This is a genomic window from Rubinisphaera margarita, from assembly GCF_022267515.1.
Lineage (GTDB): Bacteria > Planctomycetota > Planctomycetia > Planctomycetales > Planctomycetaceae > Rubinisphaera > Rubinisphaera margarita.
This window is the reverse complement of record NZ_JAKFGB010000009.1, coordinates 684,467-697,624: the sequence shown is the minus strand read 5'-3', so window position 1 is coordinate 697,624 and position 13,158 is coordinate 684,467. Positions and strand designations below refer to the sequence as shown.

General features: G+C 58.2%; 10 protein-coding genes. 5 read left to right on the top strand and 5 right to left on the bottom strand.

Annotation, left to right across the window (positions count from 1 at the left end):
• Positions 1-190 precede the first annotated feature (190 nt).
• Positions 191-3,607 carry an efflux RND transporter permease subunit gene (locus L1A08_RS06050; protein ID WP_238755342.1) on the top strand — a complete coding sequence of 1,139 codons (3,417 nt, stop codon included), beginning with the start codon at positions 191-193 and terminating at the stop codon, positions 3,605-3,607.
• 770 nt (positions 3,608-4,377) lie between these two features.
• Here L1A08_RS06050 and L1A08_RS06045 read toward each other — a convergent pair.
• The 3 genes from L1A08_RS06045 to L1A08_RS06035 form a co-directional block, all read right to left on the bottom strand.
• On the bottom strand, positions 4,378-4,683 hold the full coding sequence (locus L1A08_RS06045; RefSeq protein WP_238755339.1) for a hypothetical protein: 306 nt from the start codon (positions 4,681-4,683) through the stop codon (positions 4,378-4,380).
• A gap of 12 nt (positions 4,684-4,695) precedes the next feature.
• Positions 4,696-5,070: a hypothetical protein gene (locus L1A08_RS06040; protein ID WP_238755337.1), complete on the bottom strand. Its 375-nt coding sequence runs from the start codon at positions 5,068-5,070 to the stop codon at positions 4,696-4,698.
• Positions 5,071-5,378: 308 nt separating this feature from the next.
• Positions 5,379-7,361 carry a hypothetical protein gene (locus L1A08_RS06035; RefSeq protein ID WP_238755335.1) on the bottom strand — a complete coding sequence of 661 codons (1,983 nt, stop codon included), beginning with the start codon at positions 7,359-7,361 and terminating at the stop codon, positions 5,379-5,381.
• A 232-nt stretch (positions 7,362-7,593) separates the two neighbouring features.
• On the opposite strand from L1A08_RS06035, the gene L1A08_RS06030 reads away from it, so the two are divergent.
• From L1A08_RS06030 to L1A08_RS06020, 3 genes are read left to right on the top strand one after another with little or no spacing between them, the layout of a single operon-like run.
• The gene (locus L1A08_RS06030) at positions 7,594-8,478 is read left to right on the top strand and encodes an MBL fold metallo-hydrolase (RefSeq protein WP_238755333.1); all 885 of its coding nucleotides are present in this window, start codon (positions 7,594-7,596) and stop codon (positions 8,476-8,478) included.
• A gap of 44 nt (positions 8,479-8,522) precedes the next feature.
• The gene (pepT, locus tag L1A08_RS06025; protein WP_238755331.1) at positions 8,523-9,758 is read left to right on the top strand and encodes a peptidase T; all 1,236 of its coding nucleotides are present in this window, start codon (positions 8,523-8,525) and stop codon (positions 9,756-9,758) included.
• Complete coding sequence (locus L1A08_RS06020) at positions 9,758-10,513, top strand: ABC transporter ATP-binding protein (RefSeq protein WP_238755329.1); 756 nt, start codon at positions 9,758-9,760, stop codon at positions 10,511-10,513. Before pepT ends, L1A08_RS06020 begins: the two co-directional genes overlap by 1 nt.
• A 16-nt stretch (positions 10,514-10,529) precedes the next feature.
• On the opposite strand, the gene L1A08_RS06015 is transcribed toward L1A08_RS06020, so the two are convergent.
• Both L1A08_RS06015 and L1A08_RS06010 read right to left on the bottom strand, forming a co-directional pair.
• A complete protein-coding gene (locus tag L1A08_RS06015) occupies positions 10,530-11,357 on the bottom strand; it encodes a TSUP family transporter (protein ID WP_238755327.1) in 828 nt (275 codons plus the stop codon).
• Between the two features lie 23 nt (positions 11,358-11,380).
• Positions 11,381-12,001, bottom strand: coding sequence for an RsmD family RNA methyltransferase (locus tag L1A08_RS06010; RefSeq protein WP_238755325.1), 621 nt, complete (start codon positions 11,999-12,001; stop codon positions 11,381-11,383).
• Between the two features lie 202 nt (positions 12,002-12,203).
• Here L1A08_RS06010 and L1A08_RS06005 point away from each other — a divergent pair, with 202 nt between their 5' ends.
• Entirely contained in the window at positions 12,204-13,157 is a 954-nt protein-coding gene (locus L1A08_RS06005) for a metal ABC transporter solute-binding protein, Zn/Mn family (protein ID WP_238755323.1), read from the top strand.
• Position 13,158 lies beyond the last annotated feature (1 nt).

The window sequence follows — 13,158 nt, the reverse complement described above, 5'->3', positions numbered from 1 at the left end:
CTCGGGGTCGTCTTGGGTTCAGGGGAAGTGCACAGGAATCTTTACGCGTTCCCCGAGTCACATCAAGCCGGGAGGGGCACTGCATTCTCATCTCGCGGCGGCGGGTGCGGCGAAAAGTCCGCTGTGCAATTCCCCATGGCCCAACTAAACTCCAGGGGCTTCATCCCGCCTCTTTTTTGAACTCGAATCTATGTCGCTTCCACGGTTCAGCGTTAACAATTCGGTTCTGGTGAACATGCTGATGCTCGTCCTGCTGTTCGCCGGGACGGCGCTCGCGTTCACGCTCGTGCGGGAAATGTTCCCCGAAACGCGGCCCGATCAGGTCACGATTTCGGTGATCTACCCAGCCGTGCAGCCCGATGAACTCGAAAAAGCGGTCACGATCAAAATCGAAGAGGCGATCCGCGATCTCGAAGAAATCGAGAAGGTCGATTCGACGGTTCAGGAGGGAATGAGTACGACGGTCGCCACGTTGTACAACGAAGTCGACGACATCGATACGGTCCGCGAGAAGATCGATATCGAGATCAGTGCGATCAACAACGAGCTGCCCGACGATATTGAGAGCATCACCGTGCGCAATGTCGAGCCGATGCTGCCGGTACTGTCGGTTTCGCTGTTCGGGGAAGGAAGCGAAGCCGAACTGAAGAAGGCGGCTCGCGATCTGCGCGACGAACTGCTCGAACTGCCGGGGATCAGTGACATCACCATTTCCGGCACCCGGGACGACGAAATCAGCGTCGAGATCCGCCCGCTGATGCTGCTTGAATACGACCTGACCTTTCAGGAAGTCGCCTCCGCTATCCGGGCCACCAATCTCGATGTCTCCGCCGGCAACCTGAAAGGTCCCCGCGCGAATGTGAATGTGCGGACGCTCGGGGAAGAGATCGAGGGAAAAGAGCTGGGCGATATTGTCGTCAAGAACACGCCGACCGGAAAGAAGATCTACCTCCGCGACGTGGCGACAATTCGGGATGAGTTCGTCGATGTCGATATCGAGAGCTACTTCAACGGGAAGCCGTCCGTCACCCTGATCATTCAGAAGACGAAATCGCAGGACGCGATCCAGATCGCCAACATGGTGCGGGCCTACGTTCGCGGCAAGCAGCAGGCCGACTTCGATGCCTACGGACTGGAAGCGGCGGCGAAACAGCCCTGGTACAGCCGGCCGTTCGCGATTGCCCTGGCGAAGTTCTCCAGCACGGTCAACTGGATCGCCGGCCGGCCCGATCCGAAGCAGATCTACGAAACAAGCTACGCCGACCCGTTCCGCCACAACTTCGAAATCGCTCTGCACAGTGATCTGTCGCGATTCATCCGCGGGCGTCTAGACCTGATGACCCGCAACGGGATGTCGGGGCTAGTGCTCGTGCTCCTCTCGCTGATTCTGTTCCTCAACTGGCGGGTCGCTCTGTGGGCCGCGATGGGACTGCCGATCTCGTTCATGGGCACCTTTCTGGTGATGTGGATGTTCGGCGTCTCGATCAATCTGCTGTCGATGTTCGGGCTGATCATCGTGCTGGGGATTATCGTCGACGATGCCATCGTGATCGGCGAGAACATCTTTCGGCACGTCGAAGAAGGCGAGGAATCGACCGAAGCCGCCGTCCGTGGAGCCGAGGAGGTGATGTGGCCGGTGATTGTCGCGGTGACAACCACCATCGCCGGGTTCGCTCCACTGCTGTTCATCAAGGGCCGCATCGGCGACTTCATGCGGGAACTGCCGATCGTCGTCCTCGCGGCTCTCTCCGTCTCGCTCATCGAAGCCCTGGTGATCCTCCCCGCTCACCTGCGACATCTGAAGAAACCGAAAAAGAAAGGCTCCGCCGAACGCCAGTCCAGCAACACCGGCATCCGCAAACTCTGGCACAGGCTGGAAGATTTCCAGGAATCGTTCATGCAGAACGTCCTGATGAAACCGTACGAGGTCATCCTTCGAGGAGCCATGCGGTGGCGCTATGTGACGATCGCCGGAGCGATTTCGCTGGTGTTCATGTCTATTGGACTGATGGCCGGCGGCATCGTTCCCTTTGAATTTATACAAAAAATGGATAGTGAAACCGTCACGGCTGATATCGAAATGCCGATCGGAACCGTGATTGATACGACGAGAGAGAAATTGATCTCCGTTTCTGAATTGATTGCTGATCCCGAACGCTTTCCCGAAGTGAACACGGTCCAGACGACAGTCGGTTCACAGATCAACCTTGGTGGAACCGGTGCAACAGGCGGAAGCCAGCAATCTCATCTCGGTCAGGTGATTGTCGAACTTTTGGAAGCTGATCAACGAGAAAAGCGAGGACTCCGCTCAAGCGAAGAATTGTTGATGGAGTTTCGGAAGATCACGGAAACGTTGACCGGTGTGAATTCTGTGAAATGGGAAGCCATGAGCGGAGGCCCAGCCGGAAAAGATATCGAGATCAAGGTTGTGGGCGAAGATCTTGGAGAGCTCTATGCAGTCTCCGAACAGATTAAAACCGAGCTGGCTTCCTATGAAGGCGTTGTGGACCTCGACGACGATTACGATCTTGGGAAGCGCGAAGTGCAATTGCGGCTACTTCCTTCAGCAAGGGCTACTGGAATCACCGTGAGCGAGCTCGGCAACTTTGTGCGATTCGCCCTGTATGGAATCGAAGCGAGACGCATTACGCGGAATCGGGAAGATGTCAAAATCATGGTTCGGTTGCCCGAGCAATTCCGATCCGAAGTCTACAACCTTGAGATGCTGCGAATCCCACGGCCCGCCAATCCGGTCAATGCAGTCGGACTAAGTAATGAAGGAAGAGCGTTTCGCTGGGTTCCAATTTCGGAAGTTGCAGAGCTCACCGAAACTCGGAGCTACACCAGCATTCATCGAGCACAACAGCGACGCTCGATTTCAATCTATGGAGACGTTGAACAGTCGAAGAACAATGCCAACGCGGTTATGACCCAGTTCCAATCGGAAGTCGAACCGGTCATTCTTCGCGAACATCCCAACGTTTCGATCAACTATTTAGGTACGACTGAAGAACAGACAAAATCATTCAGCAGCCTCCTGATCGCAATCCCGGCAGCATTTCTTCTGATCTACATGCTGTTGGCCGGCCTGTTTCGGTCGTATTTTCAACCAATTGTCGTCATGTCGGCGATTCCGTTCGGGGTGCTGGGAGCCATCATCGGCCACTGGGTCACTGGGAATCCAGTGACGTTTTTAAGCTGTGTCGCATTCCTCGCCCTCTCTGGGATTCTTGTGAACGATTCGCTGGTGCTGGTCGACTTCATTAACACCCGCATTGCCCGCGGGATCGATGCCTTTGAAGCGAACGTGATGGGGGCCAAGCTCCGTCTGCGGGCCATTCTGTTGACCTCGCTCACCACAGCAGCCGGGTTGATGCCGCTGATGTTCGAGACCAGCTTCCAGGCGAAGTTTCTGATTCCCATGGCGGTCACGCTGACTTACGGTCTCGTTTTCGCCACGGCTCTCACGCTGATCATCGTCCCCTGTCTCAACATGATCTTCCTCGACGTCTTCTGGGTCCTCGGCCTGGCCACCCACCACCGAGCCGAACCGGGGGAAGAGATTCAACGCACCCCCGAAAAAGAACTCGCCGGAACCACGGTGTGAGCCGCTACGGGATCACACATTCGGCGGCAAGACCCCGCCGCTACAGGGTTTCAGCAACGTCTATCCAAGGTTGGCTCAGACGCGTGCGTCTGAGTGGCGGAGCCACAAGAGGCGGCTGACCAACGTGCTTTTTGACGGGCCGCGAATTCTCAAAGTTGGTTGTAAGACAAGTTCGATCGACGGACAGCTTCTTCCCGTGACTTCGTCACCCAGACGTACACGTCTGGGCCACCCCTTCGGTACGGTAAAAGTCGCACGGAGTCCGGGATCTACGAAGCCGTATCCAATACGCACCAGGTTTAGCTGGGACGGGTGGCCCGTCCTGCGAAGCGGGCGGGTCGCGAAAGCGACAAGAGGCAGCACCATCCGCGCATTTTTCTGAAATCGTCCGGCCCTCGCAGACACCTCATCTATGGCGCGGCCTCTTGTGACTTGGGATTTAAGACTCAAAGGGTTTAGAACAGATAACGCAACAACCCGTCCACTACAAGTTGCGAGGCGAATCATGTCCCTTCGCCCCCTTCAGGGGGAGAAGGTGCCCGAAGGGCGGATGAGGGGGCGGTCAACCAGCGATACTCCATACAAATGAGAATCAACGGCCCGTGGAGTATGTCACCCGCATTCCCCCCCTCACCCTAACCCTCTCCCCCCGAGAGGGCGAGGGAACTTGCTTACTGGTGCTTCCCCTCAGAGTCGTTCATTGAAAACCCTCTGACCAATAAATCCCGCGTTCCCCGCAACCGGGAGATAAACCTCCCGGCCATCCCGCGTCAGCCGATATACACATCCCTAGTATTCCCACCGCCATAATCCCGCAATGTTGCTATGCAGCGATCGACCCTTTGCGTTTCCTTTCCGGTTTCAAAGAGAGCCTTACGAATCTCAACGAACTCGCGACATATTTGTTCACAATCATCCGGCGACACTGGAAGGCCTCCCGAAGCGATAACATCTATAAACCCCAATTCCTCTTTTACAACTATCGGCAACCAGACATCTTCATACTCACTATTACCAGACAAACTGTATACCACCTCTTCTCCGGAGAGCGTCCTATAGTGCACTTCGATTCCCATAACTCCTCCTATTTATTTGTTTACACCGTATTCTACTGAGAACGTAAACTGAGGAAACTCGCCTCGTAGTCGATCAAGCTGCCTTTCAACTTCGGCGCGAATATCCGGCCGATCTGCTTGAATCTCAAATTTTATATGGCGAGATTGTGAAACCAAGTCATGCCCCGGAATGTTCTCGACATCGCCTCGTGTACCCTGAGCATTCAATATCGCTTCAGCTTTGCGTTTCCCAGCTTTATACACCTGTTCGATCCCAAACTTACTGACTTGGATGGCTGGGTCGACAAAAGGTTTGCCAGTTTTGGGATTTATACGCCCAATACCTCGACCGTCCTTCTTTTCGATAGCAGTCACTGTTCCCTCAGAGTCGATTTCCAGTGCATCCAATTGCCCGAGATCGTTACCACTCTCGTCGACTAGATAGATGCCCCCGTCAAATCTCTGCTTGTCATCTCACGGGTGGCCCGTCCTGCGAAGCGGGCGGGTCGCGAAAGCGACAAGAGGCAGCGCCATCCGCGCGTTATACCGAAATCGTCCGGCCCTCGCAGACACCTCGACTATGGCGCCGCCTCTTGTGACTTCGTCACCCGCCCGTGCCGGACGGGCCACCCCTCGTGGATTCCGTTCACTGGATGACCCAGACGCACGCGTCTGAGCCACCCCTCGATTGAGTCGCCACGACCCCGTTGCGGCGACTACCGGTCTTCAATGATCACTTCACCCGACTGTTTCGCTGTGATGTCCACGACTCGGTCGCCGATGTGGATGTTCCGCACGGTCAGCGACGGCCAGTCGGAAGGTAAACTCGGGTGGACTTCGAAGCTCTCTGCCGTTGGCTCGAAGCCGAGGAAGCCGTAGAGCATGATCTGGGGCACGAGCACGCTCTCCATGAACTCGTGATCGAGGCCCAGTCCGCCAGCCGTGCCGCCTCCCTGTAAGGTTCCACGATCCGGTTTCGCGTAGTACTCCCGATACCCGCCCTCGGCCTGAACGTCATCGAACCAGCTCAGAATCTGCTGCAGCCGTTGCCACGCATCATCGGGGCCGTTGGTTTCCAGACGGGCCATCAGGTCGAAATAACTGAAGCCGAGGACGGCTCCGCCATCCTGCACCTGCCCGCCCCAGGGAATCGCTTCGGGATTCGACCAGACCCAGGCATAGGTATCGATATTCCGCAGCGTGGTGGCCCGCGGCGCGAAGCGCCAGTGATAGATGTCCGCTCCCGTGGATGTGTCGCCGGCGACCGTCCGCTCGCCATCGAGCCAGTCGAGAATTGTTCGCGACTGCTCCTCGCTGGCGAGACCGAAGGCAATCGCTTCGATGTTCACGAAGGTGAAGCCGTAGTCGTACTGTCGGCCCGAGATGTCCTGCCAGCCGGCGAATCGACCTGTTTCAGGGAGCCAGAACCGATCCTGAAACTCGGCTTTGATCTCGCTGGCCAGGTGAGTCAACTCGGGATGAGTCAGGCCGTTCGGCGGAGCCGGCACGTTCCACTGCGGATGACTGGCGATGGCCGTTTCGAGATCAGCCATCTTTCGCAGGGCATCGTAGAGGTACACCGTCGCCAGAGCATCATGGCCGCCAAATGGAAGCAGGTCCCAGTAATTGTTGCCGACTCCCTCGCCATGCAGCAGTTTCTTCCCTTCTTCAGTGCGGGAAATCCCCGTCCGCCCTTCGTGACCGACCCACGGCACCACGACATGCTTCTGTTCCCGGACGTCGAACTCCGTCAGCGTGAACTGCAATGCTCGGCGCATGCGGCCGATGTTCTGACGCAGGAACTCGACATCTTTCGTCCAGCGGAAATAGTCGGTGCTTCCCTGCAGAAACAACGAACCGGTGATCGGATGCCGCGTGTCGATGGCCGTGATGATCGACTTCAGATCAATCTCCGCCCCTTTCGCCCGGACGAAGCTGAGCCGCAATCGGTTGAGCGTCCCCTTAAAGCCGGGCCGTTTATAAATCGGCAAATTCCGGAAGTGCATCTTCGCTTCGTTGTCGACGGGCACAATCGGCAGCGAGCGATCGAGATGCCACGGCTGGTCTTTGAGTTTCCAGGACAACCCCGCGGCTGCCTTCTCCGGCCAGCCGTGACGGGCCCATTCGACGCGAATGAACGGAGCGAGCCGCACGTTTGCTCGAAACTGCGGCGTGGCGATTTCGGCCTGATCGGAGACGATCTTCAGCCTCAGTCCGCGGTTGTCATCGAAGCCGACGATTTCTGCTCCCGTGATCTCCCAGCCGTCGAGATTGCGAAGCGGCTGCGTCCGAAAATGGCGCACCGCCCAGACGTCTCCGGTCGTCGAGAAATGCCAGCCGATGCCGCCCGCCTGTTGCCAGGCCGGGAATGGCCAGCCTTCGCTATGCGCCATCCCACGATGCTGCTGCATTGAAACGTAGCCCGCTTTGTCGATCCGGCGATTCAGAAAGACATTGCGATACCGCTGCCGTGGCTGCGGACCGGTCCAGAGCGTCGAATGCGGCAGCCAGGCATCCCAGAGTGTGCACGGCGTGAACGCCCGATCGATATGCAGATCGAACAGTTCCTGCAGTGACTCCATCTCGGCTTCATGACCGGGGACGTGAAACCACTGTTCGGGGCCCTGCGCGGACGTTTCTGGAGCAACAGCAATGGACAGCAGAATAGCGAGCAGGCCGGACGTGAACATTCGAGGCAAACCGGTGTCTCCTTCAGAGCGCAGCAGGAAATCGGAAACCGTGCATCGTAAATGCTCGAACTCCGATCTGTAAAACCACCGATCGGCGTTTGCTTCTTCGTGGTGAGGGAAACTGCTGATGGTTGCCCGTTTCCCCTGTAGTTCGATAGAGTGAGCGGATCGACCACACAAACCGCAAATGCCGGGCTGACAGCCGGGTTTTATGAAGAATTCGCATCAAGCGTCACAGATAATGGATGACCTACCGGCAGACGACGACACGACGGAACTGGAACCAGTCGTCAATAATCTTCCCCTCCGAGCGGTCACTCACGGCGGTCTCACGGTTGAAGGCTATTCGCGGGCGGCTGTGCAGACGTACTGGCGAATCCCCGAACTGAAGATCGGTTTCGATCTCGGCGGCAGCCCGTGGTCCTTCATGGGGACGCCGACTTACTTCCTGTCGCACGCCCATCTCGATCACATGGCCGCTCTCCCGGCCTTCGTGGCCCGCCGGCGGATGATGAAGATGTCGCCGCCGACGATTTATCTGCCCGAGCCGGTCAAAGCTGACACCGAACGTCTGCTCCGCGCCTGGCAGAGGCTCGATCGGGGCCGCATGGTCTGCGATCTCGTCGGCGTGAATCCGGGCGATGAATTCGAACTCTCCCGCGAGCATGTCGTCACGGTTGTCGAAACCAAACATACGGTGCCTTCGGTCGGTTACATCATCTGGGACCGACGGCGGAAACTGAAGCCGGAGTTTCAGGGACTGCCCGGCGATCAGATTCGTGACCTGCGACTCGGCGGGGAAGAAGTCACGCACGAGGTAAGGATCCCGCTGATCGCCTACCTCGGCGACACCGCTCCTCCGGGACTCGACAGTTGCGACGACATCTATCGGGCGAAGATTCTGATTACCGAGATGACGTTCTTCCGCCCGGAACATCGCAAAGCCAAGATCCACAAATTCGGTCACACGCATCTGGACGATATCCTCGAGCGAGCCGACCGTTTTCAGAACGAGCGGATCATTCTCGCTCACTTCAGCACGCGGTATCACACGTCGCATCTTAAACGAGCCGTGCTGAAGAAGCTGCCGGAGTCGCTGAAAGAGCGCGTGATTCTGTGGTCCTGATTCGCCATTCACACTGATTCGTTTTCACGCCGTGAGGACTGCCCATGTCGACTCTGCTCGAACGTTTTCTCCGCTATGTGAAGATCGATACGCAGTCGGATGAGACCTCAAAGTCTGCACCGAGTACGGCCAAACAGCTCGATCTCTCCCGTCTGCTCGAACAGGAATGTCGCGATCTCGGACTCGAAAACGTCTCGCTGAGTGAACACGGCGTCGTCCTGGCGACACTGCCGGGGAATGTCGATGCCAACGCTCCGGCGATCGCCTGGGTGGCTCATGTCGATACCTCCCCCGAGTTTTCCGGCACGAACGTCAATCCGATCGTGCATCAGAACTACGACGGCAAAGACATCGTCCTGCCGGGTGATAAGAGCCGCGTGCTGACGGTTGCCGAGAATCCCGAGCTCTCGTCGCTGGTCGGAGAAACGATCATCACAACCGATGGCACCACGCTGCTGGGAGCCGATGACAAATCGGGCGTCGCGGTCATCATGGCCGCCGTCGAGCATCTCATCGAACACCCTGAGATCCCGCACGGTCCGATTCGGGTCTGCTTCACGGTCGATGAAGAAATCGGCCGGGGTATCGAGAATCTCGACATCGAAGGGATGGACGTCGTCTGTGCTTATACCCTCGACAGCGATGGACGCGGACGTATTGATTCCGAGACCTTCTCAGCCGATCAGGCCAATGTCACCGTTCGGGGCATCAACACGCATCCGTCGGTTGGCAAAGATGCGATGGTCAATGCGATCCGCATCCTCTCCGCGTTCATCGATCGACTGCCGCAGCGCACGCTCAGTCCGGAAACGACCGACGGACGCGAGGGCTTTATTCATCCTTATCATATTGCCGGGGGTGTCGCCGAGGCTTCCGCCCGGTTGATCCTCCGCGACTTTGAAGACGATGCTCTCCAGGTGCAGGCCGACCTGCTGCGGAGCATCGCGGCTTCGCTCGAAGCGGAATTCCCGCTGGCAGAGATTCAGATCGAGATCCGCGAGCAATACCGCAATATGCGGGAAGGGTTGAAGAAAGAACCCCGGGCGCTGCAGTTCGCCATTGAAGCGACCGCCGCGGCCGGCCTGGAACCGCATCAGGATATCATCCGTGGCGGGACCGATGGTTCGCTGATGACGGCTGCCGGTTTGCCGACGCCGAATCTTTCCTCCGGACAACATAATCCGCACAGTCCTCTGGAGTGGACCAGTGAGATTGAAATGCTCTCGGCGATGAAGGTCCTCGTCGAACTGGCCCGCCGCTGGGGTCAGGAGACCGCCTGATGTCCGTCGCGGCTGAAGCCCGACCATTGCTCGACCTGCAGAACATCGGCCTGCAGTTCTCCGGAGCAGCTGCCCCGACGCTCGATGACATCCAGCTGACAATTCACAGCGGCGAGACCATCGGCATCGTCGGGCCCTCCGGCTGTGGCAAGTCGACGCTCCTGCGAATCATTGCCGGACTGCTGCAGCCGACAGCCGGAACCCGTGCGCTGCGGGAGCCAGAACTGGCGAGAACCGGGCAGATCGGCATGGTGTTTCAGGATGCCCGCCTGCTTCCCTGGCGTTCGGTACAGAAGAACATGGAACTTCCGTTTGAGCTGGCCAGGCAGCCAGTCGATCAGGAACGAATCCGGCAACTGCTGACCACGACCGGCCTTCACCCTGACGACTACGGAAAGTTCCCTCGCATGCTCTCCGGCGGCATGAAGATGCGCGTCGCCGTGGCCCGGGCACTGGTGCTGAAACCTCAGCTCATTCTGCTGGATGAACCGTTTGCAGCCGTCGATGACCTGCTGCGGGAACAGCTCAACAACGAACTGCTCCGCTGGCAACAGCAGTTCGGCTTCGCCACCGTGCTCGTGACTCACCATCTGGGCGAAGCGACGTTCCTCGGTAACCGCGTCCTCGTCATGTCGAAACAGCCGGGACGAATCATCGAACAGATCGATCTCCTCTGGTCCACCCGGGATGAGTCCCTCCGTGAATCGCCCGAATTTGCCCGAACGATCAGCCGGGTCAAAAAGCACCTCACATAGAGTCCGCGTTTCTCATTTACGGAGTGTTGAAGAGGGTCTGGTAAAACGTGACGAAGGCAACGAGGATTCCCGCAGCGGCGATGGGGGCGGCGAAGAGTCGTTCGGAGGCGTGGCGGCGCCAGAAGGCTCCGAGGAGCCACATCATCCAGGCGAATCCCCAGAGGGCAAAGAACAGCAGCCAGTCGGCTCCGCTCTGCAGAATGTTCGGATCGTGGAACAAACCCAGCCAGATGTAAAACGGAATCTTGAACAGGTTGAGCACGAGAAAGAAGTAGGCGACCGTTGCGGTCAGGTCGTCTTTCTGCAGGCCGCGAGACTGGAAGTACCACGTGAACAGCGGGCCGGCGACGTTGGCGACGGTGGAGAGCACCCCTCCGACCAGTCCCAGCAAAATGGACGCTTTCGGGCCCAGATGCGGCGTCGGGTACAGTCGGAGGACTCTGCTCATCAGAATGTCGGTCGCGATTGCGAGGACGATCAGTCCGCAGGCGGCTTTGAGCGTGTTCTGAACGCCGAGGGTGTTCGGGAGTTGGATCAGATATCCCCAGACGGCGATGCCGCCGAACATTCCGATGGTGGTCGGTACAAGCGCACGGTGAGCGAGTCGGGTTTGAATGTGACTCCGCTGGGGCTGAACCAGCGCCCGCATCTGACCGACGATCAACAACGGGACAACGAGCGCCTGTGGTTTGTCGAGCCGAGCGAAACCGAGGGCCACCATGGGAGCGGCGAGACTGCCGACGCCCGGGGCTCCCCCAGCCGATAGCCCGACTAGACCGGCAGCAGCCATCAGACAGAACAGGAGCGGAAGATTCCCGTCTCCTGAGAAAATCAGCTCATACATACTCGGGGAACTTTCGTGGCAGCCTATTCCCCGGCGTCAGGAGCGGCGTCTGAGTCGCCGTGTTTTTCAAAGAAAAGGATCTTCATGCTGGCGACTTTCAATTCCAGTTCCGACCGCATCCAGACGGGAGGAAGAACCGGATCGAGTCGAATCGGCAGGCGGAGAATCAGCAGCGAGATCTCCGGAGCCGTTACATCATCGGCAGCCAGGCGTTCCATCGCTTTGTACAGCGGCGTGTTCTCGGCTTTGAACTGCTCGATCGCCAGCGGATAAGGCGGGTCGTAAAACACAATGTCGAAAGGGACCATGTCCGGGACCCCTTTGGGACGGTACGAGGAATTGACCCCGTCGTTCCGCCAGCAGACAGTCTGGTCTTCGACGCCCAGATGGGCCACATTCTCGCGAAGCAGACGATGGGCCTGGTGATCCTTTTCAATGAAGACACAGGTCGCCGCCCCGCGACTGAGTGCTTCCAGCCCGAGCGAGCCCGTACCGGAAAAGGCATCGAGCACGCGGGCACCCGGCAGGTCCTGCTCGAGCCGGTCGAACAGCATCTGCTTGGCCCGGTCCAGAATCGGTCGTGTCGTTTTCCCGGGATTGGCCTTGATATTACGCCCCCGGAACTTTCCCGCAATGATCCGCATTTCGCCCTTGTTCCTCACGTCTGTGGATGTGTTCTGCGGTGACTATACTCATCGGGAGCCGGATTGAACATCGACCATTGCCTCAAAGTGTAACCCTGGCTACACTTTGGAAGGCAGTCGCCACAATACGGCGTTGCCCGCCACCCGGTCCTTTCTGGTCAATTGGGTTCGTCCCGGGTGCGAGCCGAGGAAGGATTGTCGCGTGATTTCATTACCGAGCCGCCTGTTCCATCTGGGAGTTTTGATCTGTTTTCTGGCGGTTTTCACCGGGGGTTGTTCCAACGACTCTCCCGAAAATTCAAACGCGCCCCGAGTTCTCCGCTCGATTATCTGCACTACCGGCATGGTGGGCGATCTGGTTCAGGCGGTCGTCGGTCCCGAAGTCGATGTGCAGGTGCTGATGGGGCCCGGCGTCGATCCTCACCTGTTCACCCCCTCGCCGCGGGATATCTCTCAGCTGAGTGTCGCCGATGCCGTCATCTTCAATGGACTGCACCTGGAAGCGGGGCTGTCGCAGACCCTCGAAAACCTCGAAGAAGACTCCCGGCGTCTGGTTTATTCCCTGGCGACACCGCTGGAACAATCACCGGCCGGACTGATCCGCGTCGGCGGCGAACAGTTCGATCCGCATTTCTGGAACGATCTCGAACTCTGGCAGCAGGCCGCCACGGGATTCGCGAACAAACTCGCCGAAGTGTTCCCCGATCAGGCGGAACGGTTCCGCAGCAACGCCCAAGCTTACAACCAGAAACTGACCGAGCTGCTGACCAGATCGCAGGAGCAGATTTCCGCGATTCCGCCTGAACGCCGGATTCTCATCTCGGCCCACGATGCTTTCGAATACTTCGGCCGCAGCCTCGGACTCGAAGTCGCCGCCGTGCAGGGCATCAGCACGAACACCGAAGCCAGCGTGAAAAAGGTCGAACAGCTCGTCAGCCGCGTCGTCCAGAATAAAATCCCGGCGATCTTCGCTGAAACAAGCGTGAGCGACAAAGCGATTCAGGCGATCATCGCCGGTGCGAAGCAGCAGGGCTTCGATGTCCGCCTGGGGGGCACCCTCTATTCCGACGCCCTCGGCCCGGCCGGCAGCGACGCGGACACATTTCCGAGCATGTACGAGGCCAATGTCAAAACGATCGTCGAGGCACTGAAGTAGA